Here is a 25,880-nt window from a genome sequence, read left to right on the forward strand (position 1 = left end):
CCCACCCGACCGCGCAACCCACCTGGCCTACCCGTAGGAGCGGCGCAAGCCGCGACCGCGAAACACGGCTGCGACGCCATGCCGGCTCACGCCGCTCCCACAGAACGCTGGCTCAAGGGGAGTTTCGCTGCCGCCGAAGTTCGCGGTCGCGGCTTGCGCCGCTCCTACAGGGGGCGGCTAGTTTCACGGCTGGGGGCTAGTGGTCGCGGCTTACGCCGCTCCTACCCCGAAGCTGGGAGATCGAGGCCGGCGGCGCACATGGATCGGTCATGCGCCGCCGCATAATGGGGCACCCTTTCGGAGCCTGCCATGCGCCCATCCGTCTCCGCCTGCGCGTTGCTGTGCGTCCTGTTCGCACCTCTGGCTGCGCAGGCCTTGCCGCCGCCCTGCAACAGCGGCACCGTGTACGAGGATCGCAACGGCAACGGCCGCCGCGATGGCGGGGAGCCCGGTTTGGCCGGCATGCGCGTGTCCGACGGCGTGGACATCGTGCTCACCGATGCGCAGGGCGCCTACCACCTGCCGGCGATCGACGGCCGCACCAGCTTCGTGATCAAGCCGGCCGGTTACCGCGTGGGCCGCCGCGGCGACGGGCTGCCGGACTTCAGTTTCAACGTGCAGCGCGAGCCCGGCCCCAAGCTCAAGTATGGCGGCATCCCGGCCGCGTTCCCCAGCTGCCGCGACTACGCCCTGATCCCCGACCCGCCGCACGCGCGCGACGCGCTGGACGTGCTGGTGTTCGCCGACCCGCAGCCCAAGACCGCCGTCGACGTGGACTACTACCGCCGCGACATCGTCGAGCCGCTGCGCGCCGCGCAACCGAAGGGCGGGCCGGTGGCCGATCTGGGCCTGAACCTGGGCGACCTCGTCCACGACGACCTGTCGCTGTACCCCGCGCTCAAGCGTGCTACCGCGCAGTTGCAGATGCCCTGGCTGCATGCGCCCGGCAACCACGACCTGGATTTCGACGCCAGCCGCGACGAGGATTCGCTGCTGAGCTTCCGCCACGCCTTCGGTCCGGAAACCTATGCCTGGGAGGAGCCGGAAGCGTCGTTCGTGGTGCTGGACGACGTGGTCTACCGGCCCGGCCAGCGCCCGGACTACATCGGCGGGCTGCGTGAAGAGCAGTTCGTGTTTCTGCAGCGCTACCTGGCCGGCGCGCGCAAGGACCGGTTGCTGGTGATCGCGGTGCATATCCCGTTCTTCGACGCCGCGCCGGGCCGCGAGACCTTCCGCCGCGCCGACCGCGAACGTCTGTTCGCACTGCTGCGCGATTTCCCCAAGTTGCTGTTGCTCAGCGGTCACAGCCACACCCAGCGCCACGTTTACCACGATGCCGACGACGGCTGGCACGGCGCCGCACCGCTGCACGAGTACAACGTGGGCGCGGCTTGTGGCGCGTTCTGGTCGGGATTGAAGGACGCGCAGGGCATCCCCGACGCGACCATGGCCGACGGCACGCCCAACGGCTATGCGCGCTTGCGGGTGGCCGGCGACGGCGGGTATCGGCTGAGCTGGCATCCGGCGCGCCTGCAGGCGCGCGCGGCCTCGACGCCGGCGATGTCCGTGCATGCGCCGCGCGTGCTGCGCCGCGGCGCATATCCGGCCTTCGGCGTTTACGCCAACGTCTACATGGGCCAGGCCGACAGCCGCGTGGAGTTCCGCGTGGACGGCGGTCAGTGGGCGCCGATGCGCCGGGTCGAGCGCCCGGACCCGCGCCTGCAGGCCGAGAACGCGCGCGACGACGAAGCCGCGGCACTGCGCGGCTACGACCGCTCCCCCGAGGCCGAGGTCTCGGCGCATCTATGGCGCGCGGCGCTGCCGACCGACTTGGCGGTGGGCGACCACCGCGTCGAGGTGCGCGTGCTCGATCCCTGGCTGGGCGAGCAGACCGCGCAGACTAGCTACCGCTTGCAGGACACGAAGGAATAAGCCCATGGCGACGGAACGGCCCAACGACCTGCCGATCGAACTGTTCGCCGATGCCGACGCCTGGGAGCGCTGGCTCGTGGCCCATCCGCGGGCCCCGGGGCTGTGGCTGAAGATCGCCAAGAAGGGCCAGGGCGTGAGCTCGGTGAGCTATACCGAGGCTTTGGACGTGGCGCTATGCCACGGCTGGATCGACGGCCTCAAGCGCAGCTGCGACGAACGCTACTTCCTGCAGCGCTTCACCCCGCGCCGCCCGCGCAGCGTCTGGTCCAAGATCAACATCGGCAAGGTCGAGGCGCTGACCGCGGCAGGGCGCATGCGTCCGGCCGGGTTGCGTGAAGTGGAGGCGGCGCAGGCCGATGGGCGCTGGCAGGCGGCCTACGATTCGTCCAGCACGATCGAGGTGCCCGAGGATCTGGCCGCGGCATTCAAGAAGAACGCCAAGGCCAAGCGGTTCTTCGAGCAGTTGGACCGCACCAATCGCTACGCGGTGCTGTGGCGGGTGCAGACGGCGAAGAAGCCGGAGACGCGCGCGGCGCGGATCGAGAAGCTGGTGGCGATGTTGGGTCGTGGGGAGAAGATTCACGGGTGAGGGCGGAATGGGGCGGCTCGCTTTGCGGAGCGTGTGCCCGCGCTCTGGATTCCCGCGTTCGCGGGAATGACGGGCAAAGGCGCCGATGGGTTTACGCAACCATTACGCCTCCAGGGCGATTGCGGCATGGAGGCTTTACGCCCGTCGCGCCTACAGTGCTCCGCAGGCGCGCCGCTCCAAGCGCGCAGCGAGACAGACGGTGTCCATCGTGATCCTGCGCGGCCCCGAATCCCATTCCACCGGCGTGCGCGTGCTCGATGCGGTGCGCGCGCGCCTGGCCGAGTCCGCGGCCGACGCGGGCAAGACCATCGCCCTGCGCTGCTGCCGCAGCGAGGCCGAACTGGTGGACGGTCTGAGCGGCCTGCGCGCCGACGAGGTCGAGCTGTTGCTGTTCGACCCCGGCGCCTGCATGCCGGCCAGCGAACGCCTGCGGGGCGCGCTGGCGACGCTGTCCCTGCCTTATATCGAAGTGCACGACGACGACATGGACGCGCTGGAGCCGTCGCTGGCCGACGCCGGAGACTGCGTGGCGCGCGTGCACGGCTACGCGGCGCAGAGCTACACCCTGGCGCTGGCGATCGCGCTGGAGCACCTGGGCTGCGCGGAATGCGGGCATGGGGTGCACGTGGGCACCTGAGCCTGGCGGGGCGGTCCATGCAGACGCATCACTACTACTTCGCCGACTACGAAATTCTGGTGGGCGGGCGATTCGTGGTCTGGGGGCAGAGCACCCTGGACTACGTGCCGGCGGCGGGATTCGATCCGGCCGAGGTGCTGGAGCGAATACGCCGCGTCGCGGCGCACTTGCACGGAGTGGAGCCCGTCGAGGTCCGTGTGCGCCAGATCAGCCGCTTGTAGCGCTCTGCTTTGGGGTAGGAGCGGCGTAAGCCGCGACCGCGAGTCCTCACCTGCGTGAGAGTCACGCGTGCCCCGTGTAGGAGCTGCGCAAGCTGCGACCGCGAATCCTCACTTACGGTGAAGGCCTTGTTCTCTGCGGGATTTGCGCCTTCTGTAGGAGCGGCGTGAGCCGCGATCCGCTCCGAACTCGCGAAGGTATGTGGGTGTGCTGGGTTGAAGCAACAGCAACAGCTTCCGTCCGCAAGCGGCCGGGTTACTTTCTTTTGATAAGCGTCAAAAGAAAGTAACCAAAGAAAAACGCTACGCCAGAGCTCCCGTGCGAGAGCGTTGCGTGCGCGGGGATTTTTCGATGGCACATCCCTGTGCCAGCGAAAAACGGCGCACCTCCTGTGCGCCGCCCTCCGGGACTGCTGTTTGCGCGGCGAGTTCGGCGCCCAAGCGAAGATCAAGAGCATTCGCGCTGCGCGCTCACCCCCTCACCCTAGCCCTCTCCCGCCAGCGGGAGAGGGGACAGATCCGACGCCGCTTGCTGCTTTAGCCCCTCTCCCGTTTACGGGAGAGGGGTTGGGGTGAGGGCACACGGAGCCACGAACTCGCGCCGCAGCCCTCCTTACCGAATCGGATCAAACCCGAACCTGATCGAACCCCGTCGCCCGCACATGCCCATGCGTCGCCTCGCCCTCGCGCGGCTGCGGGTAGTCCTGCAGGCGGTCGATCAGCACCGTGTCCATTCCGGCCTCGCGCGCGGCGTCGGCCTCTTCGACCACATCGGTCAGGAACAGGATGTCGGCCGGCGCCAGGCCGATCGCCTCGGCGATGCGGGTATAGCTGCCGGCCTCGCGCTTGCCGCCCATCTCGGTGTCGAACCAGCCCGAGAACAGCGGGGTCAGGTCGCCGGCGTCGCTGTGGCCGAAGAACAGCCGTTGCGCGGGCACGCTGCCGGAGGAATACACGTACAGCGGCAGCCCAGCGGCGTGCCAGGCGCGCAGCGCGGGGGCGGCGTCGGGGTAGATGTGGGCGCTGAAGTCGGCGTTGCGGTAGCCGTCGGCCCAGACCATGCCCTGCAGCGCCTTGAGCGCGGTGTGCTTGCGGTCCTCGTCGATCCAGCCCTGCAGCACCTCGACGATCATCGCGTCCTCGCACAGGCCGCCGTTTTCGGTGGCCACCGCGTCCAGCCACTTGCGCACCGCCGGCTCGCGGCCGTGCGCGGCGACGTAGCGCGGCAGCGCACGGCGCGCGTACGGGAATAGCACGTCCTTGACGAAGGAGATGCTGCTGGTGGTGCCTTCGATGTCGGTGAGGATGGCTTTGGGCATGGAACCGGGAGCTTAGAAGTGAGCGGATAGGAGTCAGCAAATAGAAAGAGCAATGGCGAGAGGCGCAGCGGGCAGCGCCCGCTATCTCCTCACTCCTGCTCGCTATCTTCCGCCTTCAGCCCGCTTGGCCTTTCTCGTAGCGCGGGAAGCGCTGGGCGATGTCGGTGCCGGTGAAATGGCCGACCCAGCCGTCCGGCTCGGTGAAGAAGCGGATCGCGACGAAGCTGGGCTCCGGGCCCATGTCGAACCAATGCAGGGTGCTGTCGGGCACCGAGATCAGGTCGCCCTGTTCGCACTTGATCTCGTACACGCCGTGGTCCACGTGCAGGGTGAACAGGCCCGAGCCGGCGACGAAGAAACGCACTTCGTCTTCCTTGTGGTAGTGCTCGTCCAGGAACTTGTGCCGCATCGTCTCGCGCTGCGGGTTGTCCGGGGCGATGCTGACCACGTCCACGGTCTTGAAACCGCGTTCGCTGACGATGCGGTCGATGTCGGCGCGGTAGGCGTCCATGATCGCCTCGGGCGCGTCGCCGGGAGCGACCGCGCGGCTGGCCTGCCACTGCTCGAAACCCACGCCGATCTTGCCCAGCTCGCGCGCGATCTCGTCGCGGTCGGCGGTGCTCAGGCGCGGCGCGCCGGGTTGCTCTTCGTCGAATATGCGCAGGCGGCTCATCGCTGCAGTCTCCTCAATTCCAGTTCGCACCCGAGCAGGAACTCGAACGCTTCCAGGTGGCGCCGGGCCTCGGGCATGTCGCGGCCCCAGGCGTACAGGCCGTGGCCGTCGATCAGGTAGCCCCACATCGGCTGGTGGTCGAGCAGGGCGTCGACCTGGGCCGCCAGGGTGGGCATGTCCTGGGTGTTGGGCAGCACCGGCAGTTCCAGGCTGGTCTCGTGGGTGGTGTTGCCGGTGAAGGCTTTCAAGAGCTCGTAGCCTTCCAGGTGCACGTGGCCGGCGCCGGCGTACAGGCGCGAGGCCACGGTCTGGGTCTGCGAATGGGTGTGCAGGACGCAGCCGACCTCGGGGTAGCGCTGGTACAGCTGGGTGTGCAGCAGGGTCTCGGCCGAGGGGCGGTGGTGGGTGGCCACCGGCTCGCCCTTCAGGTCGACGACCATGATGTCGGCCTCGGTCAGCCGGCCCTTGTCGCGGCCGGAGACGGTGATGGCGGCGTGCTGGGCGTCGATGCGGCGCGAGAAGTTGCTGCTGGTGGCGGGCGTCCAGCCGCGCGCGGACAGCTCGCGGACGTTGACGATGATCTCGCCGGCGCAATGCGCCAGGCGTTGGGGGTCGTAGGGCAGGGGGGCGCTCATGGCGCCAGTGTACAAACTCTGCGCGACCGCCGCGTGGCGGCGGGGCGGGCGGCCGCAGCCGCCCGCCTCAGGTTCAGCCGCGCTGGCGCAGGCGGCTGTGGCGGATGCCGTACAGGAAATAGACCAGGAAGCCGACCGCGGTCCACACCACCATTAGGAACCAGTTGTGCGCGGTCATGGTCGACAGCAGCGCCAGGCAGCTGAAGATGCCGGCCAGGCAGACCACCCACGCGAACGGGATCTTGAACGGGCGCGGCAGGTCGGGCTGGGTGCGGCGCAGGATCAGCACGCCCGCGCAGACCGCGGCGAAGGCGATCAGGGTACCCATCGAGGTCAGCTCGCCCAGCACGTCCAGCGGGAACAACGCGGCCAGCACGGCGATGCCGATGCCGGTGATGACGGTGTTGATGTGCGGGGTGCGGTAGACCGGGTGGATCTTGGTGAACACCGGCGGCAGCAGGCCGTCGCGGCCCATGATCATGAAGATGCGCGGCTGGCCGATGATCATCACCAGCACCACCGACGACAAGCCGATCAGCGCGCCGATTTCCACCACCACGCGCAGCCAGCCCAGTTGCGGGTGCGCGGCCACGGCGGTCACCACCGGCTCGTCGGTGCCCAACTGGGTGTAGGGCACCAGGCCGGTCATGACCGCGGCCATGGCGATGTAGAGCACGGTGCAGATGGCCAGCGACAGCAGCATGCCGATGGGCAGGTCGCGCTGCGGCTTGTGCGATTCCTGCGCCGCCACCGACACCGCCTCGAAGCCGATGTAGGCGAAGAACACCAGCGCCGCGCCGCGCAGCACGCCCTCGAAGCCGTACTTGCCCGGGCCTTCGTTGCTGGGAATGAAGGGCTGCCAGTTGGCCGGGTCCACGTACTTCCAGCCGGCGACGATCACCAGCACGATCAAGCCGGTCTTGAGCACGACCATGGCCATGTTCATGGCCGAGGACTTGCGGATGCCGACGTAGCACAGCCAGGTCAGCAGCAGCACGATCGCCGCCGCGGGCAGGTTGGCGATGGCGCCGGTGGGCCGCAGCTGCGCGTCCAGCGGCGCGCTGACCAGGGCCTGGGGCAGGTGGATGTCGAAATGATCGAGCAGGCTGAGGAAGTAGCCGGTCCAGCTGACCGCGACCGCGGACGCCGATACGCCGTATTCCAGGACCAGCATCCAGCCGATGAACCAGGCCGCCAGCTCGCCCAGGGTGGCGTAGGTGTAGGAATAGGCGCTGCCCGACACCGGCACCATGGCCGCGAATTCGGCGTAGGCCAGCGCGCAGAAGGTGCAGCAGATCGCGGCCAGCACGAACGAGAGCATGATCGCCGGGCCGGCGTGGTCGGCCGCGGCCTGGCCGGTGATGACGAAGATGCCGCCGCCGATCACCGCGCCGATGCCCAGCGCGGTCAGGCCCCAGGGGCCCAGGGTGCGGTGCAGGCTCAGGCCTTCGGCGTCGGCGTGCGCGGCGTGCGGGTGTTTGGTCGCCCAGAGTTGTTTCATCGGTTCTTCCCGTCGCCGCGCATGGCGGCGGCTGCTAGCGACGGCCCGTCAGGGCCGGGTTTACTGGATGGAGAAACAAGCAAGGCCGACGGGAGCGCCGTCGGCCTTGGGTGAGCGATGCGGTTGCGATCAGCCCGCCTTGCGCAGCTTGCTGTTGCGGTAGCCGTAGACGAAGTAGATCAGCAGGCCCAGCGCGGTCCAGGTGGTCATCACCTTCCAGTGCTCGGCGAACGGCTTGGAGAACAGGTACAGGCAGATCAGCGCGCCCAGCGGGCAGACGATGACCGCCATCGGCACGCGGAACGGACGCGGCAGGTCCGGGCGGGTGCTGCGCAGGATCAGCACGCCGATGCAGACGGTGGCGAAGGCGAGCAGGGTGCCCATCGAGACCATTTCGCCGAGCAGGCCGATCGGCAGGAAACCGGCCAGCACCGCGGCGAACACGCCGACGATGACGGTGCCGATGTACGGGGTCTGGAACTTGGGGTGGACCTTGGCGAAGAACTTCGGCAGCAGGCCGTCCTGCGACATGGTGTAGAAGATGCGCGGCTGGCCCATGAGCATGACCAGGATCACCGAGCTCAGGCCGGCGATGGCGCCGATTTCGACCACCATCTTCAGCCAGCTCAGGGCCGGGTAGGTTTCCAGCGCGGTGGCCACCGGCTTGGGCGTGCCCAGCTGGGTGTAGGGCAGCAGGCCGGTCAGCACGGCGGCGACGATGATGTAGATGATGGTGCAGATCACCAGCGAGCCGAGGATGCCGATGGGCATGTCGCGCTGCGGGTTCTTGGCCTCGCCGGCGGCGGTGGAGACCGCGTCGAAGCCGATGTAGGCGAAGAACACCACCGAGGCGCCGCGGATCACGCCGTCGATGCCGTACTTGCCGGGGCCCTGGTTCTCGGGGATGAACGGGGTCCAGTTGTCCGGCTGCACGTACTTGGCGGCGAAGGCCACGAACATGGCGATCACCACGATCTTGATCGCGACGATGATCGAGTTCACGAACGCCGACTGGGTGATGCCCACGTAGCACAGGCCGCTGATGGCGGCGATGATCGCCACCGCCGGCAGGTTGACCAGACCGCCGGTGTAGACGATGGCGCCGTCGACCACGTTGAGCGGTGCCGCGGCTAGCGATGCGGGTAGCGCTAATCCGAAGTGTTCGAGGAAGCTGTTGAGGTAGCCCGACCAGCCCACCGCGACGGTGGAGGCGGCGAACATGTATTCCAGCACCAGGTTCCAGCCGATGAACCAGGCGACGAACTCGCCCAGGGTGGCGTAGGAGTAGGAGTAGGCGCTGCCCGAGACCGGCAGCATGGCCGCGAATTCGGCGTAGCACAGGCCCGCCAGGGCGCAGGCCACGCCGGCGATGATGAAGCTCAGGATCACCGCCGGACCGGCGTGATTGGCCGCGGCATGGCCGGAGAGCACGAAGATGCCGGCGCCGATGACCGCGCCGATGCCCAGCATCACCAGTTGGGTCGATGTCAGCGATCGCTTGAGGGTCGCTTCGCCTTTCAGGCTGCCCTCGACCGGCTCGCCGGCGTCGACATGCGGCGCAGCTTGCACCGGCTTGGTGATGAATAGGCCCTTAGACATCTGTTTCCCCAAATGGTGGTAGGTCGGCCGGCCGTACAAACGGCTAGGCCAGCGTATGGCGCAATGGCGGGCCACCATAACCCAGGCGGGAAAGGAGCGGCAAGCGGGACAAAGTCATGGTGTTTGCAGCCATAATCCGCTCCGGAATCCACGCCGCAGTGCAGCATTTGGGATGCTCGTGAGACATTCAGACCCCTACGTCGAACTTCGTTCCAGTCTCATCGACTATGCGCGGCGCTGGCCCGACGAGGCCGAACGCACCCAGCCCTTCCTGGACCTGCTGGACGACGCCGAAGACCCGTTCCGGCGCGAACGCCTGGCCGGCCACTACACCGGCGGCTGCTGGCTGGTGGACCGCGCCGGCGAGCGCGTGCTGCTGACCCACCACCGCAAGCTCGGCCGCTGGCTGCAGCTGGGCGGCCACGCCGACGGCGACCGCGATCTGGCGCGGGTGACGCTGCGCGAGGCGGAGGAGGAATCGGGGCTGGGCGATCTGAGCGTGGACCCGGTGCCGTTCGATCTGGACCGGCATTGGATCCCCGAGCGCGGCGAGGTGCCGGGGCATTGGCATTACGACGTGCGCTATGTGGTGCGGGCGCTGGGCAGCGAGGACTACGTGGTCAGCGAGGAGTCGCTGGATTTGGCCTGGCGGCGGATCGACGAGTTGCTGACCGATCCGGGCAGCGACGAGTCGATGCAGCGCATGGCGCGCAAGTGGCTGTCGCGCGAAAGCGCCGCCTAGATGCGGCTGTGGGGTAGGAGCGGCGTAACCGCGACTGACCGCTACGACGAACGCCGCGGTCGCGCCTGTAGGAGCTGCGCAAGCTGCGACCGCGAATCCGCAACTACGTCGCAAGCCTCGCCTCCTCTGCTTCCGCCTTTGCCTGTCTTCCCCCTTTTGGAAAAGGGGGATTGAGGGGGATTTGCTTTTGCCCTCAAGCAGCAGCAACAGCTTCCGTCCGCAAGCGGCCGGGTCACTTTCTTTTGATAAGCGTCAAAAGAAAGTAACCAAAGAAAAACGCTGTTCCAGAGCTCCCGTGCGAGAGCGATGCGTGCGCGGGGATTTTCCGATCGGGCCTCCTGCCCGAGCGGAAAACGGCGCACGTCCTGTGCGCCGCCCCCCGCCTTCGCGGGGGCAGGCTCTTCGGGTCTTCTATTTGCGTGGCGAGTTCGGTGCTCGATCAAGAGCATTCGCGCTTTGCGCTCATCCCCTCACCCTAGCCCTCTCCCGCAAGCGGGAGAGGGGATGCATCCGACGCCGCTTGCTGCTTTAGCCCCTCTCCCGTTTACGGGAGAGGGGTTGGGGTGAGGGCACGCGGGCCTGCAAGCTCGCGCCGAACCTGACCCGCTCCGCTCAAGCCCCGATCGCCGGATCGCTCACGCTCGGCCGCCCCGTCTCCATATGCCCGGCGCAGCGGCGCAGGTAGGTGCTGTCGTGGTCGGAGGTCAGGCTGAAGTCGTACCAGTGCGCGCTGGCCGCCAAGGTCCAGGTGTCGTCCACCGTCGCGCCGGCGGCCAGCGGGTAGCTGCGCGGCGCGGCGCTGCTGTAGTGGTTGGGGCGCAGGGTCACGCGGCAGGCGCCGGTGCCGGTGTTGCGCAGGCGCAGCAGCAGGCGTTCGTTGGCCACGTCGTATTCCACCCGCAGTTCCGGGTTGGCGCCGCCGGCCGCGGTGGCCTTGAGCAGGTCGCCCTTGAAGGCGCGCAGGTAGCCATTGGGGCCGTGCACGGCGAGGTCGTACTTGCCCTGGCTGTAGGTCTTGGCGCTCCAGTAGTCCGACAGTTCGGTGCCCGGGGTCAGGGTGTAGAACCAGGGGCCGTCGCTGCGGTTGGCGGCGTAGACGGTGTAACCCACGCCGGCGACGCCGGTGTTGGCGAAGTCCAGCCAGTAACGGCCGCTGGAGGCTTCGATGCGGCCGTGCGTATGCAGCTCGTACGGCAGCGCGCGCGCGGGACGCTGGCCCGATTCCTGGCGCGGCATCTGCGGCTGCTTGGGCGCAGTGGGCACCGGCAGCTTGCAGGTCTGGTCGGCGCGGGCCATGTGTCCGCTGGTGTCGGGCAGCGCCGGCCACACCGGATCGGCGCCGGCGAAGTCCAGCGCGGTGCTGAGGTCGCCGGCCACGGCGCGGCGCCAGGCGCTGATGTTGGGTTCGGCCACGCCGAAGCGCGCTTCCAGGAAACGCAGCACCGAGGTGTGGTCGAACACCTGCGAGTTGACCCAGCCGCCCTTGCTCCAGGGCGAGACCACGAACATCGGCACGCGGATGCCCAGGCCCACCGGCACGCCGTTGTAGTTCTCGGTGGCGGTGTCCACCGTGCTCTTGCCCAGGCCGGAATTGATCGGCGGCAGCGGCGGCGGCAGGTGATCGAAGAAGCCGCCGTTCTCGTCGTAGTTGATGATGAATACGGTCTTGGACCACACCGCCGGGTTGGCCACCAGCGCGTCGAGCAGGCGCGAGGTCAGCGATTCGCCGTAGGCTGGCGGCGCGGCGGGGTGCTCGCTCATGATGTAGGACGGCACGATCCACGACACCGCCGGCAAGGTGCCCTCGCGCACGTCCTTGGCGAAGGCGGCGATCAGGTGTTCGCCGCGCGCGCTGCTGGCGTTGCCGGCGTTGGAGCCCTCGACCCAGGCGCGACCGCGCTTGTACAGCTCGGAATTGCGGTCCAAGTTGCGGAAGTTGGCGAAGTACGGCAGCGAGTTGTCGCCGTAGTTGTCGTATTCCTGGTACACGCGCCAGCCGATGCCGGCGTTCTGCAAACGCTCGGCGTAGGTGGTCCAACGGTGGCCGGCGAAAGTCGCCTTGTCCTTGGACATGTCCGCCGTCCAGTTGCCGTCGTCGGCGTTGTTCACCGCCTGGGCGCCGTAATCGCCCACGGTCATGCCGCTGGTGCCGGCGAACAGGTGCATGCGGTTGGGATTGGTGGGGCCGTGGTGCGAGCAGTAGTAGGCGTCGCAGACGGTGAACGCGTCGGCCAGGGCGTAGTAGTAGGGCAGGTCGGCGCGGGTGAAGTGGCCCATGCACATCGGGCCCTTGGTCGCGATCCAGGCGTTGTAGTCCTTCCAGCGCGTGTGCGAGCCCTTCCAGCTGTGATCGATGTCGGCCAGGCACTGCGCGGCGGTGCTATCGGTGCTCAGGCGGAACGGCAGCACGGTCTGGCCGTTGCTCTTGGGCTGGCGCCAGACCGTGGCGCCGCCGGGCAGCGAGATCGGGCGCGGATCGTCGAAACCGCGCACGCCGCGCAGCGCGCCCAGGTAGTGGTCGAAGGAGCGGTTCTCCTGCATCAGGATCACCACGTGCTGCACGTCCTGGATGGTGCCGGTGACGCGCGCGGCCGGCGTGGCCAGGGCGGCGCGGATGCCGGGCGGCAGCATCGCCAGCGAGGCGGCGGCGCCGGCGAACTTGAGGAAATCGCGACGGGAATCGGAAACCATGGGCCTTCCTTAGCGGGGCGGTGAGGCGGGGGATCGCGCGATGCTGGGTCAGGATGGTTGCAGCGGTGTTGCAGGAGGTGCGATGCGCTTGGGTTTCGTCGATTTCGCCGCTCGCGTAAGCCTTGGCTCGTCATTCCCGCGAAAGCGGGAATCCAGTGTCTTTTGCGCGTGGTGATGAAGAGCGATTCCCGCTTTCGCGGGAATGACGGAAAGCTTTCGCTGCAATGACGGGAGACTTTTTTGCGGGAGCGACAACAAACGCTTGTGGCAACGACGGTAGAGAGAAATGTCTCAAGGACCGTAGTTGAACTCCAATGCCGATAGCGCCGCTGCGACCGCGGGCACGTTCTTGTAACGCTGACGCAATTCGCGCAAACGAAGGTCGTTTCCCTTGCAGCTTTCGTTTGCGCCTTCGACGATTTCCTGCGCGCGCTGCGCATCGCCCTGCGGCGCTTCCTCGCCACGCCAGTGCTCGCATTCGTCGTAGCGGCTGAGGAAGGCGCGGACCTCGTGCGGTTGCTCGCACCAGTCGCGGCGCCATTCCGGCGCTTCGCACAGGGAACGCTCGCGCGGGCTGAGGTAGCCGTTGGAGCGCGGATCGTCGAGTTTTTCGGCGGCTTGCGCGGTCGCGCAGGCGGCGCACAACGACAGGATCAGAAGGGCGGCGAGGCTGCGGCGCATGATGCGTCCTGGCGGGAGTGCGAGGTCGTACGGCAGCGTGCTGCGGGCCGCGGACGCTGACAAGAGCGCATTCGGGAAGTAGGGCAGATGCTCTTCGGCGTAGAACTCGCGCAGGATCGGCAGCAGGCGCTGCAGGTCGGCGTCGCTGGCGGCGACGAAGCGGTAGTCGGTCTGACGCATCGCAAGATCGCCCGATGGATGGCCGGAGCCATACTCTCCCACCTATCGGCGGCGGCCACAAAGCAAAGCCCGGCCACCGACTTCTTTCGATCCGATCGCGCAGCATTCGCGTGCGACGACCGCACGTTTCAGGTGTTTGGGTTGGACGGCTTCTTGATGCCCTGTCGCACAGTCTCTTCGAAGGTGCCGAAGCAGCAAACCCGGCCGTACTGGCCGAACGAAAACAGGGCGACGCTGTCCGGCTTCGGATCCAGGCCGATGGGCAGCGGATGCGGCAGCGCCTTTTTGAAAAGGTGGCTGCAGACCAGATAGTGGACCTGCCTGACGATGTAAGCGTCGTCGCTACCGGCGTCGCTGGCGGGCGCCGCTATCCGCGAAATCGTGAGCACGCCGTCGGTGGCGGTGAACTGCGCCACGAACACCAGGCTGCCGGTCCAGCTGCGGCAGAAGTACAGCCGGTCCCCGTACAGGTAGATGTCCCACTTCTCTTCCATGCACGAGGCCTTGAACAAGGCGCCTTCGGCGGTCTCGCCCGTGAACGGATAGGGCAACCGGCAGTCCACGCTGATCGCATCGGCGGGCAGTTGGCCCGCGTGCTCCTGCCCCAGGCTGCCGCGCTGTTGCAGGAAGGAATCGGCGACCTGCGGGTCGGCGGTGGTCGAGAGCATGGAGCGGGCGAAGGCCAGGCAGTCGTAGCCGTCCACCACGAAGGGATTTTTCGGATCGTCCTTGCTCAGCCAGCGCGCCGCGGGCGGCGTCTGCGTCGCTTGCGATACCGAAGCGGTGGCCTCCACCGTCGATTTGCCGCCGAACAGGCCTTGTAAGAACTTGATCACGCGATCCTTTGCAAGCTGGCAAGCGATTCACGGCGACTCAGTGCGGGCCCGGAAGGCCGGACCCGCACGTCGCACTCAGTCCGCGCGACCCGCGAATTCGCCGGTAGCGGTGTTGACCAGCACGCGTTCGCCGGTGCCGATGTACTCGGGCACCATGATCTCGATGCCGGTGGACAGCTTGGCCGGCTTGGGACGCTTGGTGGCGGTGCCGCCCTTGAGTTCCGGCGGGGTCTCGATCACTTCCAGGGCCACGCTGGCGGGCAGCTGCAGCGCCACCGGCTGGTCGTCGATGATCTGCACGTAGCAGCCCGACAGGTCGTCGACGATGTAGCCGGCGGCATCGCCGACCACGTCCGCGTCCAGGGTGTAGGGGGTGTAGTCCTCGTCGTCCAGGAACACGAAGGCGTCGCCGTCCTTGTACGAGTAGGTGGCCTGGCGGCGGCTGAGTTCGACTTCCTTGAGCTCGTCGTCGCCGCCGACGCTGAGGTCGAACTTGATGCCGCCGGGCACCGAGTACATGGTGAAGCGGTACTTCACGTTGCCGCCGCGGCCCTGCGGCGAGCTGCGTTCGATGTCGCGCACCTGGTAGACGGTGTTGTTGTGCTCGACCACGTTGCCTTTCTTGACGTCGTAAGCCTTCATTGCGTGTATTCCGATCGATGTTGTCGTTGCGTATCCGTGGGTAGGAGCTGCGCGAGCTGCGACCGGATGCCGCGCCGGGGGCGAAAGCTTCGGCGTAGCCGTGTGTCGCGGTCGCGGCTTGCGCCGCTCCTATCCGCAGGAGTGAGAATTACTTCGGCGCCAGGCGGGTGGCGCCGTCCAGGCGGATGGTTTCGCCGTTGAGGTAGCGGTTGCCCAGGATGTAGGCGACCAGGTCGGCGAACTCTTCCGGGCGGCCCAGGCGCGAAGGGAAGGGGATGGAGGCGCTGAGCGATTGCTGCACCGACTCGGGCATGCCGTCGACCATCGGCGTCCAGAAAATGCCCGGGGCCACGGTCATCACCCGGATGCCGAAGCGCGACAGCTCGCGCGCCATCGGCAGGGTCATGCCGACCACGCCGCCCTTGGACGCCGAATATGCGGCCTGGCCGATCTGGCCCTCGTAGGCGGCCACCGAAGCGGTGTTGACGATCACGCCGCGCTCGCCGTCCTCGCCCGCGTCGTTGTGCTGCATCAGCGCGGCGGCGGCCTTGGCGACGTTGAAGCTGCCCACCAGGTTGACCATCACCGTGGTCTGGAACTGCGACAGCGGCATGGCCGCGTCCTTGCCCAGCACGCGGCCGGCGCCGAGGATGCCGGCGCAGTTGATCGCGGCGTTGAGGCCGCCGAGGAACTCGCGCACGGCGGCGACGTTGGCGGCCACGCCGGCCTCGTCGGTGACGTCGGTGCGGAAGTAGCGGGCCTTGGCCTCGCCCAGTTCGGCCACCGCGGCGGCGCCCTTGTCGTCGTTGACGTCGAACAGGGCGACCTTGCCGCCGTGGGCGACGAGATGGCGGGCCACGGCCAGGCCGAGGCCGGAAACGCCGCCGGTGATCACGGCCAGGGTCTGATTGAGTTGCATGCGGGGATCCGGTTGCGGGTCAGTCCCGCATTATCGCAGCCCGCAAGGGCCCGGCTCCACCCGCCCGGGCGGGCCGGCTCAGGCCGGCGGGGCGGCCACCGGGGAGCGGTAGTACTGCTGCAGCTCGTCCGGGCGCAGGCCGGGGGCGAACAGGAAGCCCTGGCCGACCTCCACGCCCAGCTTGAGCAGGAACGCGCGCTGGCGCTCGGACTCCACGCCCTCGGCGACCAGACCCAGGCCCAGGCTGCGGGCGATGCCGGTCACCGCCTGGCACACGGCCACGTCGGACTGGTTGTCGGGCACGCCCTGCACGAACAGCTGGCTGAGCTTGAGGCCGTGGATGGGCAGGCGGCGCAGGTAGTTGAGCGCGCTGTAGCCCTCGCCGAAGTCGTCGATGGTCAGCATCACGCCCATCTCGCGCAGGGCGTGGAAGGTGCGCATGGTGTCGGGCACGTCCTCGATCAGCACGCGCTCGGTGAATTCCAGTTCCAGCGCGCTGCCGGGCAGGCCGGATTCGGCCAGGGCCGCGGCCACCGAGCTGGCCAGGTCCTCGCCCAGGAACTGGCGGTAGGACACGTTGACCGCCACGCGCTGCACGTGCAGGCCGCGCTCGTGCCAGCGGCGCAGCTGGCGGCAGGCTTCCTTCAGCACCCAGCCGCCGATGCCGACGATGTCGCCGGTGGTCTCGGCGTGGTCGATGAAGCGGTCCGGGCGCATCTCGCCCAGGGAATGGTTGCGCCAGCGGATCAGCGCTTCCACCGCCACCACCGAACCGCGCGCCAGGTCCACCTGCGGCTGGTAGACCAGGTGGAACTCGTCGTTGTGCACGGCGCGGCGCAGGTGGGTTTCCAGCTGCAGGCGGTGCAGCTGCTGCTCGGCCAGCTCCGGGGTGAAGGTCTGCCAGCCGTTGCGGCCGCGGCGCTTGCTGTCGTACATGGCCACGTCCGCGCTCTGGATCAGCTGCTGCGGGCGCACGCCGTCGATCGGGGCCTGGGCGATGCCGATGCTGGCGGTGATGCTGAATTCCTCGCCGTCCAGGCGGAAGCTGTCGCCGAAGATTTCCAGGATCGCGTCGGCCAGGCGCTCCGGCCGGGCCGGGTCGTTGCCGGTGGCGCAGACCACCAGGAACTCGTCGCCGCCGAAGCGCGCGATCAGGCCCTCATGGCCCACCGCGCGCTGGATGCGGCGCGCGGCCGAGGCCAGCAGGCGGTCGCCGGCGGCGTGGCCGAGCACGTCGTTGACCACCTTGAAGCGGTCCAGGTCGATGTAGAGCACGGCCACCGCGCTGCGCGCCGGATCGTCCAGCCGGCTCTCCAGTTCCGACAGCACCGCGTCGCGGTTGAGCAGGCCGGTGAGCGGGTCGCTGCGCGCCTGGATGCGCAGGTTCTCCTCGTCGCGCTTGCGTTCGGTGATGTCCTGCAAGGTGCCGATCAGGCGCGCGTTGAGCGCGTCGGCGGCCTCGGCCTGGGCGATGGCGCGCACCCAGAAGCCGCTGCCGTTGGCGCGCACGCCCTGCAGCTCCAGATCCAGGTTGCGGCCGAAGGCGATGGCGTGGTCGAGCGCGTCGCGCAGGCGCTGGCGGTCGCCGGGCACCAGGCAGTCCAGCATCGCGCCCATGTTGGCCGGCGCGGGTTCGTGATCGAGGATGCGGCGCGCTTCGTCGGTCAGGTAAAGCTGGTCCGGGCCGGCTTCCCATTCCCAGCCGCCGATGTGGGCCAGCGATTGGGCGCGGTCGAACAGCGCGGCGTCGCGCTTGATCGCGGTGACGTCGGTGAACATCGACAGCACCTGGTGCGGGCGGTCGCCGCCGGCCGGGAACTGCGGCAGCGAGGTCACCGACAGCCACACCAGGTTGCGGCGCTCGCGGTGGTACAGGCCCAGCACCACGCTTTCCACGCGCTTGCCGGTGTCCAGCGCGCGCTGGGCGGGGAACTCCTTCTGGTTCAGTTCGCGGCCGTGCTCGTCGATCACCATCCAGCGGTCGGCGCGCATTTCCTCGTCGGCGCTCTGGTGCTGGCCCATGCCCATGATGCGCATGGCCGCGCCGTTGGCGTAGATCACGCGGAAATCCGGATCGTGCACCACGATGCCGCGGTCGATGGTTTCCATCAGCTCGCGGTAGCGCAGCTCGGCGTCGCGGCGGCCGCTGAGGTCGCGGGCCACGGCCACGATGCAGCGGCGGCCGTCGTGCAGGAAGCCGGCCGAATGCACCTCCACCGGGAAACGGGTGCCGTCGCCGCGCATGTTGGTGACTTCGATGACGTAGGTCTCGCCGCGGTTCAGCGTTTCCCACACCGGCTTGAGGTGATCGTGCGGCAGTTCCGGGTTGAGCACGTGGATGGGCTGGCCGACGATCTGGTCGCGCGGGCGCCGGTAGGCGGCCATGCCGGCCTTGTTGAGGTCCAGCACCGTGCCTTCTTCGTCCAGGATGCTGACCGGGTCGGGCACCGCGTCGAACACCGCGCGGTAGCGGGTGTGCGCGGTGTCGGCGTCCACGCTGCTGGCGCGCAGCGCCTCGGCGGCCTGGCGCAGCAGGGCGCGGGTGGCGTCGGACAGCGAGCTGTCGTGCCCGGCCAGGTCCAGCGCGGCCAGGGTCGCGGCGGCGTCCGGCGCGGCCGGAGCATCCGGCGTTGCGGGGGCGGCGACCTCGGGCCGGCGCTGGCTCATGACGCGGCCAGCGCCTTGCCGACCTTGCTGCCGGTCTCGCGGCCGAGCAGGCCGGCCAGCCAGCGCCCGGTCTCGGCCAGCGCCTCCAGGTCCACGCCGGTTTCGATGCCCAGTCCGTGCAGCATGTAGACCACGTCCTCGCTGGCGACGTTGCCGCTGGCGCCCTTGGCGTAAGGGCAGCCGCCGGTGCCGGACACGGCCGAGTCGACCACGGCGACGCCTTCTTCCAGGCAGGCCAGGATGTTGGACAGGGCCTGGCCGTAGGTGTCGTGGAAATGCACCGCCAGCGCCGGCATCGGCACTTCGGCGGCCACCGCCCTGAGCATCGCCCGCGCTTTGCCCGGCGTGCCTACGCCGATGGTGTCGCCCAGGGAGATTTCGTAGCAGCCCATCGCATGCAAGGCACGCGCTACGCGCACCACATCGGCCACCGGCACCGCGCCCTGGTAGGGGCAGCCGAGCACGGTGGAGACGTAGCCGCGCACGGCCACGCCGTCGGCCTGGGCCCGCGCCAGCACCGGCGCGAAGCGCTGCAGCGATTCGTCGATGGAGGCGTTGATGTTCTTGCGGTTGAAGGCCTCGGAGGCGGCGGTGAATACCGCGATCTCCTCCACGCCGACCGCGCGCGCGCGCTCGTAGCCTTGTTCGTTGGGCACCAGCACGGGGTAGTGCACGCCGGGCTTGCGGGCGATGCCGGCGAAGACCTCGGCGGCATCGGCCAGCTGCGGCACCCACTTGGGGCTGACGAAGCTGGTGGCCTCGATACTGCGCAGGCCGGTGGCCGACAAACGATCGATCAGGGCGATCTTGTCGGCGGTGGCGATCTGCGCCTTTTCGTTCTGCAGCCCGTCGCGCGGGCCGACTTCGACGATGCGGACCGAGGACGGCATGCTCATGGCGCCAAGGCCACCAGCACCGCGTCGGCTTCGACGAATTCGCCGGCGGCCGCGCGCACTTCGGCCACGGTGCCGTCGCGCGGCGCCTTGAGGCTGAGTTCCATCTTCATCGCTTCGATCACCATCAGCTCCTGCCCGGCTTCGACCGAATCCCCTGCGGCCGCCTTGACCACGACCACGCGGCCCGGCATGGGCGCGACCACATTATTGCCGCTGCCGCCGGCCGCGGCCGCCTCGTGACGATACATCGGGACCGGCTGCAAGCGCAGCCGGCGCTCGCCGTCGTGCGCCACGACGCGGCGGCCGTCGCCGAGCAAGGCGAAGCGGCGGGCGCGGCCGTCGATGCGCAGGCTCAGGCCGTCGCCGTCCAGACGCGCGCCCTGCACCTGCACCGCCGCGGCGCCGATACCGTCGATGCGGTAGTCGCCGGCGCTGCCCTGGGCCTGCACTTCCAGGCGCTGCTCGCGGTGCAGGAAGGCCAGGCTGCGGCGGCCGCCGTGGCCCAGGCGCCAGCCGTCGGCGATGGCCCAGGGCGATTGCGGGTCGTTGGAGGCCGCGGCCTGGGCGCGGGTGGCGCGTTCCTGCGCCAGCAGCTCGGTCACCGTCGCGGCCGTCAGCAGGTCGGCGTCGGGGGCGGCGTCGGCGGCCGGCATGAACTCGTCCAGGTGGCGGTCCAGGTAGCCGGTGTCGATGCGGCCCTCGACCACGGCCGGGTGCCGCGCCAGGCGCTCCAGGAATTCGATGTTGGACTTGGGCCCGGCGATCTCGCACTGCGCCAGCGCCGCGCGCAGCCGCGCCAGGGCGCGCGGGCGGTCGGCGTCGGCGACGATGAGCTTGGCGATCATCGGGTCGTAGAAGATGGTGACGGTGTCGCCCTCGACCACGCCCGAGTCGATGCGCACGTGCGCGTCGGGCGCGGGCAGGCGCAGGCGTTCGAGCTTGCCCGAGCCGGGCAGGAAACCGGCCTCGGGGTCTTCGGCGTACAGGCGCACCTCGATCGCGTGCCCGCGCTGGACGATGTCGCCCTGCGCCAGGGGCAGCGCTTCGCCCGAGGCCACGCGCAGCTGCCACTCCACCAGGTCCAGGCCGGTCACGTACTCGGTGACCGGGTGCTCGACCTGCAGGCGGGTGTTGATCTCCATGAAATAGAAACCGCCGTCCTGGCCGACGATGAACTCCACCGTGCCGGCGTTGACGTAGTCGATCGCGCGGCCGGCCATCACCGCCGCCTCGCCCATGGCCTGGCGCAGCTCGGGCGTGAGGAAGGCCGAGGGCGATTCCTCCAGCACCTTCTGGTAGCGGCGCTGGGCCGAGCATTCGCGCTCGTTGAGGTGGATCACCTGGCCGTGGGCATCGCCGAAGATCTGGATTTCGATATGGCGCGGCTGCTCGACGTAGCGCTCCAGCAGCACGCGGTCGCGGCCGAAGGCGTTGCGCGCTTCGCGCTGGCAGCTTTCCAGGTTGGGCAGGAACTCGGCCGACTCGCGCACGATGCGCATGCCCTTGCCGCCGCCGCCGTGCGCGGCCTTGATCATCAGCGGGTAGCCGATGCGGTCGGCTTCGCGGTGCAGCAGCTCGGGGGTCTGGTCCTCGCCGGTGTAGCCCGGCACCACCGGCACGCCGGCGGCCTGCATCAGTTCCTTGGCGCCGGCCTTGCTGCCCATCTTGCGCATCGAACTGCCGGCCGGGCCGATGAAGGTCAGCCCGGCGGCGGCGACCGCGTCGGCGAAATCCGCGTTCTCGCTGAGGAAGCCGTAGCCCGGATGCACCGCCTGCGCACCGCTGCGCAGCGCGACCTCGATGATGGCGTCGCCGCGCAGGTAGCTGTCGGCCGGGCGTGGACCGCCGATGGGGTAGGCCTCGTCGGCCTGGCGCACGTGTTGCGCGTCGGCGTCTGCCTCGGAGTACACGGCCACGGTGCGGATGCCCAGCGCGCGGCAGGTGCGGATCACGCGGCAGGCGATTTCGCCGCGGTTGGCGATCAGGATCTTGTCGAACATGGGCAGGTCGCGGGTCTCGGCGCGGGCGCGCGTGGAAAGGGAAGGCGGCGGGCCGCGGCGGCGGGCCGGCGCGATGGGGCGATTCTCGCCGAAGGCGAGGCCGCCTGTCGCGCCGGCAACCCGGCGCGGGGCGGCGTTTGCGCGACGACGGGCCCGCTTATGCGCTTTGGCGGCACGGTGGAGACGCCATACGCTGCGGTGGGGTGGGTCGGACAGATCCGGCCACACTGGCGCCCGTTGCCCCGATGTAAGCCGAGGCGCAACCCCACCCTGTCATTCCGGCGAGCGCCGGAACCCATGTTGCTGTGGCTCCTCGCTGCAGTTGCAATCGCGCGCCAACAGCGGAAATCAAAATGGGTTCCGGCTTTCGCCGGAATGACGGGCTGGGAGCGATCGGGGGGCGAGGAGCGCCCGGCCTGCCTCGGCCTTGCGGCACGTGGCACACCGCCTCGATGTCGTGCCGATCCAGGTCGTAGGCGAAGGCGCTGTAGTAGTTCGGGTGGTAGTGCGGGCACGCACCCAAAACTCCGTCATTCCGGCGAAAGCCGGAACCCATGTTGCTGTGGCTCCTCGCTGCAGCAGCAATCGCGCGCCAACAGCGGAAATCAAAATGGGTTCCGGCTTTCGCCGGAATGACGGGAACAGGAGAGGTTGGGGCGAGGAGCGCCCGGCCGGCCTCAGCCTTGCGGCAAGTGGCACACCGCTTCGATGTTGTGCCCGTCCAGGTCGTAGGCGAAGGCGCCGTAATAGTTCGGGTGGTAGTGCGGGCGCAGGCCGGGGGCGCCGTTGTCGCGCGCGCCGTTGGCCAGCGCCGCGGCGTGGAAAGCGTCGACCTGGGCGCGGCTGGTGGCGGTGAAGCACACGTGCGCGCCGCCGGTGCGCGCTGCGCCGGTGCCGATCCAGAACTTGGGCTGCTGCGGCGGGCCGAAGCCGCAGCCCTCGTAGCCGCCGCTTTGTTCCTTCGTCACCTCCATCACCGGGCCGTGGCCCAGCGTGGCCAGTACCGCGGTGTAGAAGGCCTTGGCGCGCGGGTAGTCGGCGACATTCAATCCCAGGTGGTCGATCACGGTGCGGCTCCTTGCAGTGTCGTAAAGGGGCTCAGGGAATCCAGGCCGGCTTGCGCTTGTCCAGGAACGCGCCCAGGCCCTCCTGGCCTTCGGCCGACACGCGCAGGCGCGCGATCAGGTCGGCGTTGTCCGCATCGTGCCGGTCGCGGTCGCTGTGCGCGGCCACGCGCCGCACCAGCGTCTTGGCCTGGGCGGCGGCCACCGGGCCGGCCTTGAGCAGCAGGTCGATCTGGCGCTGCACCGCCGCGTCGATCTCCTGCGCCGGCACCACCGCGTGCAGCAGGCCGATGTCCAGGGCGGTGGCGGCGTCGAAAATTTCCGCGGTGGCGAACCAGCGCCGCGCCTGGCGCGCGCCGATGGCCTCGATCACGTAGGGCGAGATCACCGCCGGCAACAGGCCCAGCTTGCTTTCGGTCAGGCCGAACTTGGCCTCCGGCGCGCCGATGGCGATATCGCAGCAGGCCACCAGGCCCACGCCGCCGCCGAACGCCGCGCCGTGCACGCGGGCGATGGTCGGCTTGGGCAACTCGTCGAGGGTGCGCATCAGCCGCGCCAGGGCCAGCGCGTCCTCGCGGTTGGCGTCCTGGCTGGCTGCGGCCATGCCGCGCATCCAGTTCAGGTCGGCGCCGGCCGAGAACGAGGCGCCGTCGCCCTCCAGCACCACCACGCGCACGCCGTCTTCCTGGGCCACGGCGTCCAGGGCACCGGTGAGGGCGGCGATCAGCACCGCGTCGAAGGCGTTGTGCAGGGCAGGGCGGTTCAGGCGCAGGCGGGCCACGGGGCCCTCGCGCAGGCTCAGCAACGGGTGGCTCATCGCGGAAGGGGGATGTGTGGAGTCTGGCGAATGATAGCCGGCGCCCAGGCCAATCGGCCCCGGGCGCCGCTCAATCGGGCCGTCGATGCTAGAATGAGAACAATTCCTATTTGTAATGCCCACTGGGCGCTGGCGCGCCCTCAGGTAGTCAGCCTTGAAATTGTCCGAACTGCCGCGCCGCGTCGCGGCCACGGTCGAGTCCGTCGAGGATCAGGCCCCCAACGACGCGATCGCGCGGCGCCTGCGCGAACTGGGTTTCGTCCAGGGCGAACGCGTCGAGGTGATGGCCGCCGGGCCGATCTTCGCCGAGCCGTTGCTGGTGCAGATCGGTTACACCCGCTTCGCGCTGCGCCGCAGCGAGGCGGCGCGGATCAAGGTGGCGGTGGATAAGAGCGGGAGCGAAGCATGAGCCACGTTGCCACGGCAGCGATCCCCCGGGTGGCCCTGGTCGGCAACCCGAACTGCGGCAAGACCGCGCTGTTCAACCTGCTGACCGGCAGCCGGCAGAAGGTGGCCAACTACGCCGGCGTCACCGTCGAGCGCAAGGAAGGCCGGCTGCACGCGCCTTCGGGCCGCAGCTACGCCGTCCTCGACCTGCCCGGCGCCTACAGCCTTAATGCCGCCAGCCTGGACGAGGCGGTCACCCGCGACCTGTGCCGCGGCTTCTACCCCGGCGAGCCCGCGCCCGACGTGCTGGTGTGCGTGGTCGACGCGACCAACCTGCGCCTGCACCTGCGCTTCGCCTTGGAGCTGCGCGAGCTGGGCCGGCCGATGGTGCTGGCGGTGAACATGATGGACGCGGCCAAGCGCCGCGGCATCGAAGTGGACCTGGCGGTGCTGGAGCGCGAGCTCGGCATTCCGGTGGTGCCGACCGTGGCGGTGCGCCGCGATGGCGCGCGCGCCCTGGTCGAGCAACTGGACGCGATCAGCGCCAAGCCGCAGGAACCGCGCGTGCACCTGGCCGACGGCGCGCAGCCTGCCGACCTGCACGCCGAAACCCGGCGCCTGCTGGCGCTGGCGGTGACCATGCCGCGCCGCACCGCCACCATCGACGACGCGCTGGACCGCTGGCTGCTGCAGCCGGTGTTCGGTCTGCTCGCGCTGATCGTGGTGATGTTCCTGATCTTCCAGGCGGTGTTCGCCTGGGCCACGCCGCTGATGGACGCGATCGAGGCCGGCACCGCCGTGGTGGGCGGTTGGGTCGGCGCGACGCTGCCCGAAGGGCCGGTCAAAAGCTTGCTGGTGGACGGCGTGATCGCCGGCCTGGGCGGGGTGGTGGTGTTCCTGCCGCAGATCCTGCTGCTGTTCGCCTTCATCCTGGCGCTGGAGGAGTCCGGCTACCTGCCGCGCGCGGCCTTCCTGCTCGACAAGCTGATGGCCGGCGCGGGCCTGTCCGGCCGCTCCTTCATCCCGCTGCTGTCCAGCTTCGCCTGCGCCATCCCCGGGATCATGGCCACGCGCACCATTCAGGACCCGCGCGACCGCCTGGCCACCATCATGGTCGCGCCGCTGATGACCTGCTCGGCGCGCCTGCCGGTGTACACCCTGCTGATCGGCGCCTTCATCCCGCAGCAGCAGGTCGCCGGCGGCCTGCTCAACCTGCAGGGCCTAGTGCTGTTCGGCCTGTACGTGGCCGGCATCCTCAGCGCCCTGGTGGTGGCCTGGGTGATGAAGAAGGGGCGCCGCGACAAGAGCGAGCATGCGCTGCTGCTGGAGCTGCCGTCCTACCGCCTGCCGCACCCGCGCGACCTGCTGATCGGCCTGTGGGAGCGCGCCTGGATCTTTCTGCGCCGGGTCGGCGGCATCATCCTGGCGCTGACCATCCTGATGTGGTTCCTGTCCTCGTTCCCGAATCCGCCCGAAGGCGCGACCGGGCCGGCCATCGACTACAGCTTCGCCGGCCGCATCGGCCACGCCATGACCGCGCTGTTCGCGCCGATCGGCTTCAACTGGCAGATCTGCATCGCCCTGATCCCCGGCATGGCGGCGCGCGAAGTGGCGGTGGCCTCGCTGGCCACGGTGTATGCGCTGTCGGCCGCCGACGACGAGGCCGCGGCGCGCGCGCTGGAGCCGATCATCAGCCACGGCTGGTCGCTGGCCACCGCGCTGTCGCTGCTGGTGTGGTTTATCTACGCGCCGCAGTGCCTGTCCACCCTGGCCACGATCCGCCGTGAGACCCATTCCTGGAAGCAGGTGGCGATCGCCGCCGGCTATCTGTTCGGCCTGGCGTACCTGGCCTCGCTGGTGACCTACCAGGTCGCCGTGGCGCTGGGGGCGGGCTGAGCATGGACGCCGGGCTGTTCGCGCAGTACGTGGTGATCGCCATCGCGGTGGCCGTAAGCGCGGCGGTGGTGGCGAAGAAGCAGTTCCCGGGCGCGGTGCGCCGCCTGCGCATCGCCTGCGCGCTGCCGCTGGTGCGCGAAGGGCGGCCGGCCTGGCTGCGGCGGGTGGGGCGCGCTATCGCGCCGGTGCCTAGCGCGGCTGGGCCCAATTGCGCGGGTTGCGACAGCTGCGGGTCGGGGGACTAAAGCAAATCCCCCTCAATCCCCTCAACAAAGGGGGAAGACAAGCAGCCCTTGCCCAGCGCTATTCCCCCTTTTTTGAGGGGGGCTAGGGGATTTGCTTTTCGCCGCACCAAGAGC

At 69.2% G+C, this 25,880-nt stretch carries 23 protein-coding genes; 8 read left to right on the top strand and 15 right to left on the bottom strand.

Annotated elements, in window-relative coordinates; translation table 11 throughout:
* Positions 1-309: 309 nt before the first annotated feature.
* From DX914_RS02865 to DX914_RS02880, 4 genes are all read left to right on the top strand, one after another.
* Entirely contained in the window at positions 310-1,932 is a 1,623-nt protein-coding gene (locus tag DX914_RS02865) for a calcineurin-like phosphoesterase C-terminal domain-containing protein (protein WP_115857545.1), read from the top strand.
* Between the two features lie 4 nt (positions 1,933-1,936).
* Positions 1,937-2,521 carry a YdeI/OmpD-associated family protein gene (locus DX914_RS02870; RefSeq protein WP_115857546.1) on the top strand — a complete coding sequence of 195 codons (585 nt, stop codon included), beginning with the start codon at positions 1,937-1,939 and terminating at the stop codon, positions 2,519-2,521.
* Positions 2,522-2,720: 199 nt separating this feature from the next.
* A complete protein-coding gene (locus tag DX914_RS02875; RefSeq protein WP_196778805.1) occupies positions 2,721-3,158 on the top strand; it encodes a type II 3-dehydroquinate dehydratase in 438 nt (145 codons plus the stop codon).
* A gap of 17 nt (positions 3,159-3,175) precedes the next feature.
* A complete protein-coding gene (locus tag DX914_RS02880) occupies positions 3,176-3,379 on the top strand; it encodes a hypothetical protein (RefSeq protein ID WP_147300583.1) in 204 nt (67 codons plus the stop codon).
* Positions 3,380-4,002: 623 nt separating this feature from the next.
* Here the strand turns inward: DX914_RS02880 and mtnC are convergent.
* From mtnC to DX914_RS02905, 5 genes are all read right to left on the bottom strand, one after another.
* Complete coding sequence (gene mtnC / locus DX914_RS02885) at positions 4,003-4,695, bottom strand: acireductone synthase (RefSeq protein ID WP_115857548.1); 693 nt, start codon at positions 4,693-4,695, stop codon at positions 4,003-4,005.
* Between the two features lie 115 nt (positions 4,696-4,810).
* On the bottom strand, positions 4,811-5,368 hold the full coding sequence (locus DX914_RS02890) for a 1,2-dihydroxy-3-keto-5-methylthiopentene dioxygenase (RefSeq protein WP_115857549.1): 558 nt from the start codon (positions 5,366-5,368) through the stop codon (positions 4,811-4,813).
* Positions 5,365-6,003 carry a methylthioribulose 1-phosphate dehydratase gene (locus tag DX914_RS02895; protein WP_115857550.1) on the bottom strand — a complete coding sequence of 213 codons (639 nt, stop codon included), beginning with the start codon at positions 6,001-6,003 and terminating at the stop codon, positions 5,365-5,367. The genes DX914_RS02890 and DX914_RS02895 overlap by 4 nt, the downstream gene beginning before the upstream one ends.
* A 73-nt stretch (positions 6,004-6,076) precedes the next feature.
* Positions 6,077-7,504 carry an amino acid permease gene (locus tag DX914_RS02900; RefSeq protein ID WP_115857551.1) on the bottom strand — a complete coding sequence of 476 codons (1,428 nt, stop codon included), beginning with the start codon at positions 7,502-7,504 and terminating at the stop codon, positions 6,077-6,079.
* A 129-nt stretch (positions 7,505-7,633) separates the two neighbouring features.
* A complete protein-coding gene (locus DX914_RS02905) occupies positions 7,634-9,103 on the bottom strand; it encodes an amino acid permease (protein WP_115857552.1) in 1,470 nt (489 codons plus the stop codon).
* Positions 9,104-9,281: 178 nt separating this feature from the next.
* Between DX914_RS02905 and DX914_RS02910 the strand changes: the two genes are divergently transcribed.
* Positions 9,282-9,845: an NUDIX hydrolase gene (locus tag DX914_RS02910; RefSeq protein ID WP_425480653.1), complete on the top strand. Its 564-nt coding sequence runs from the start codon at positions 9,282-9,284 to the stop codon at positions 9,843-9,845.
* 612 nt (positions 9,846-10,457) lie between these two features.
* Here the strand turns inward: DX914_RS02910 and DX914_RS02915 are convergent.
* From DX914_RS02915 to DX914_RS02965, 10 genes are all read right to left on the bottom strand, one after another.
* Complete coding sequence (locus DX914_RS02915; RefSeq protein WP_115857554.1) at positions 10,458-12,536, bottom strand: phosphocholine-specific phospholipase C; 2,079 nt, start codon at positions 12,534-12,536, stop codon at positions 10,458-10,460.
* 291 nt (positions 12,537-12,827) lie between these two features.
* Positions 12,828-13,397, bottom strand: a complete 570-nt coding sequence (locus tag DX914_RS02920) for a hypothetical protein (protein WP_115857555.1) — start codon at positions 13,395-13,397, stop codon at positions 12,828-12,830.
* A 128-nt stretch (positions 13,398-13,525) separates the two neighbouring features.
* Positions 13,526-14,233, bottom strand: coding sequence for a hypothetical protein (locus DX914_RS02925; RefSeq protein WP_115857556.1), 708 nt, complete (start codon positions 14,231-14,233; stop codon positions 13,526-13,528).
* A 75-nt stretch (positions 14,234-14,308) separates the two neighbouring features.
* A complete protein-coding gene (yeiP, locus tag DX914_RS02930; RefSeq protein WP_115857557.1) occupies positions 14,309-14,875 on the bottom strand; it encodes an elongation factor P-like protein YeiP in 567 nt (188 codons plus the stop codon).
* 148 nt (positions 14,876-15,023) lie between these two features.
* Positions 15,024-15,794: an SDR family NAD(P)-dependent oxidoreductase gene (locus DX914_RS02935; RefSeq protein WP_115857558.1), complete on the bottom strand. Its 771-nt coding sequence runs from the start codon at positions 15,792-15,794 to the stop codon at positions 15,024-15,026.
* A gap of 78 nt (positions 15,795-15,872) precedes the next feature.
* The gene (locus DX914_RS02940; RefSeq protein ID WP_115857559.1) at positions 15,873-18,461 is read right to left on the bottom strand and encodes a sensor domain-containing protein; all 2,589 of its coding nucleotides are present in this window, start codon (positions 18,459-18,461) and stop codon (positions 15,873-15,875) included.
* Complete coding sequence (locus DX914_RS02945; protein WP_115859110.1) at positions 18,458-19,351, bottom strand: hydroxymethylglutaryl-CoA lyase; 894 nt, start codon at positions 19,349-19,351, stop codon at positions 18,458-18,460. Before DX914_RS02945 ends, DX914_RS02940 begins: the two co-directional genes overlap by 4 nt.
* Positions 19,352-19,353: 2 nt before the next feature.
* Positions 19,354-21,357, bottom strand: coding sequence for an acetyl/propionyl/methylcrotonyl-CoA carboxylase subunit alpha (locus tag DX914_RS02950; RefSeq protein WP_115857560.1), 2,004 nt, complete (start codon positions 21,355-21,357; stop codon positions 19,354-19,356).
* Positions 21,358-22,034: 677 nt separating this feature from the next.
* The gene (locus tag DX914_RS02960; protein WP_115857561.1) at positions 22,035-22,424 is read right to left on the bottom strand and encodes a VOC family protein; all 390 of its coding nucleotides are present in this window, start codon (positions 22,422-22,424) and stop codon (positions 22,035-22,037) included.
* Between the two features lie 31 nt (positions 22,425-22,455).
* Entirely contained in the window at positions 22,456-23,238 is a 783-nt protein-coding gene (locus DX914_RS02965) for an enoyl-CoA hydratase-related protein (protein WP_115857562.1), read from the bottom strand.
* Positions 23,239-23,392: 154 nt separating this feature from the next.
* Between DX914_RS02965 and DX914_RS02970 the strand changes: the two genes are divergently transcribed.
* Genes DX914_RS02970 through DX914_RS02980 form a run of 3 tightly spaced genes read left to right on the top strand, consistent with a single transcriptional unit; the run spans position 23,393 to position 25,766 of the window.
* On the top strand, positions 23,393-23,647 hold the full coding sequence (locus DX914_RS02970; RefSeq protein WP_115857563.1) for a FeoA family protein: 255 nt from the start codon (positions 23,393-23,395) through the stop codon (positions 23,645-23,647).
* A complete protein-coding gene (gene feoB, locus DX914_RS02975; protein WP_115857564.1) occupies positions 23,644-25,521 on the top strand; it encodes a ferrous iron transport protein B in 1,878 nt (625 codons plus the stop codon). Before DX914_RS02970 ends, feoB begins: the two co-directional genes overlap by 4 nt.
* Positions 25,522-25,523: 2 nt before the next feature.
* Entirely contained in the window at positions 25,524-25,766 is a 243-nt protein-coding gene (locus tag DX914_RS02980; protein WP_115857565.1) for a DUF6587 family protein, read from the top strand.
* The last annotated feature ends 114 nt before the right edge of the window (positions 25,767-25,880 follow it).

This window comes from Lysobacter silvisoli (assembly GCF_003382365.1).
GTDB lineage: Bacteria > Pseudomonadota > Gammaproteobacteria > Xanthomonadales > Xanthomonadaceae > Lysobacter > Lysobacter silvisoli.

Excerpts from the sequence above, each read along its gene's own strand:
- DX914_RS02890 (WP_115857549.1), bottom strand. The coding sequence starts at position 5,368 with ATGAGCCGCCTGCGCATATTCGACGAAGAGCAACCCGGCGCGCCGCGC.
- yeiP (WP_115857557.1), bottom strand. The coding sequence starts at position 14,875 with ATGAAGGCTTACGACGTCAAGAAAGGCAACGTGGTCGAGCACAACAAC.
- DX914_RS02940 (WP_115857559.1), bottom strand. The coding sequence starts at position 18,461 with ATGAGCCAGCGCCGGCCCGAGGTCGCCGCCCCCGCAACGCCGGATGCT.
- DX914_RS02935 (WP_115857558.1), bottom strand. The coding sequence starts at position 15,794 with ATGCAACTCAATCAGACCCTGGCCGTGATCACCGGCGGCGTTTCCGGC.
- feoB (WP_115857564.1), top strand. The coding sequence starts at position 23,644 with ATGAGCCACGTTGCCACGGCAGCGATCCCCCGGGTGGCCCTGGTCGGC.
- DX914_RS02895 (WP_115857550.1), bottom strand. The coding sequence starts at position 6,003 with ATGAGCGCCCCCCTGCCCTACGACCCCCAACGCCTGGCGCATTGCGCC.
- DX914_RS02920 (WP_115857555.1), bottom strand. The coding sequence starts at position 13,397 with ATGCGTCAGACCGACTACCGCTTCGTCGCCGCCAGCGACGCCGACCTG.
- DX914_RS02900 (WP_115857551.1), bottom strand. The coding sequence starts at position 7,504 with ATGAAACAACTCTGGGCGACCAAACACCCGCACGCCGCGCACGCCGAC.
- DX914_RS02880 (WP_147300583.1), top strand. The coding sequence starts at position 3,176 with ATGCAGACGCATCACTACTACTTCGCCGACTACGAAATTCTGGTGGGC.
- DX914_RS02980 (WP_115857565.1), top strand. The coding sequence starts at position 25,524 with ATGGACGCCGGGCTGTTCGCGCAGTACGTGGTGATCGCCATCGCGGTG.
- DX914_RS02950 (WP_115857560.1), bottom strand. The coding sequence starts at position 21,357 with ATGTTCGACAAGATCCTGATCGCCAACCGCGGCGAAATCGCCTGCCGC.
- DX914_RS02870 (WP_115857546.1), top strand. The coding sequence starts at position 1,937 with ATGGCGACGGAACGGCCCAACGACCTGCCGATCGAACTGTTCGCCGAT.
- DX914_RS02965 (WP_115857562.1), bottom strand. The coding sequence starts at position 23,238 with ATGAGCCACCCGTTGCTGAGCCTGCGCGAGGGCCCCGTGGCCCGCCTG.
- DX914_RS02945 (WP_115859110.1), bottom strand. The coding sequence starts at position 19,351 with ATGCCGTCCTCGGTCCGCATCGTCGAAGTCGGCCCGCGCGACGGGCTG.
- mtnC (WP_115857548.1), bottom strand. The coding sequence starts at position 4,695 with ATGCCCAAAGCCATCCTCACCGACATCGAAGGCACCACCAGCAGCATC.
- DX914_RS02865 (WP_115857545.1), top strand. The coding sequence starts at position 310 with ATGCGCCCATCCGTCTCCGCCTGCGCGTTGCTGTGCGTCCTGTTCGCA.
- DX914_RS02905 (WP_115857552.1), bottom strand. The coding sequence starts at position 9,103 with ATGTCTAAGGGCCTATTCATCACCAAGCCGGTGCAAGCTGCGCCGCAT.
- DX914_RS02915 (WP_115857554.1), bottom strand. The coding sequence starts at position 12,536 with ATGGTTTCCGATTCCCGTCGCGATTTCCTCAAGTTCGCCGGCGCCGCC.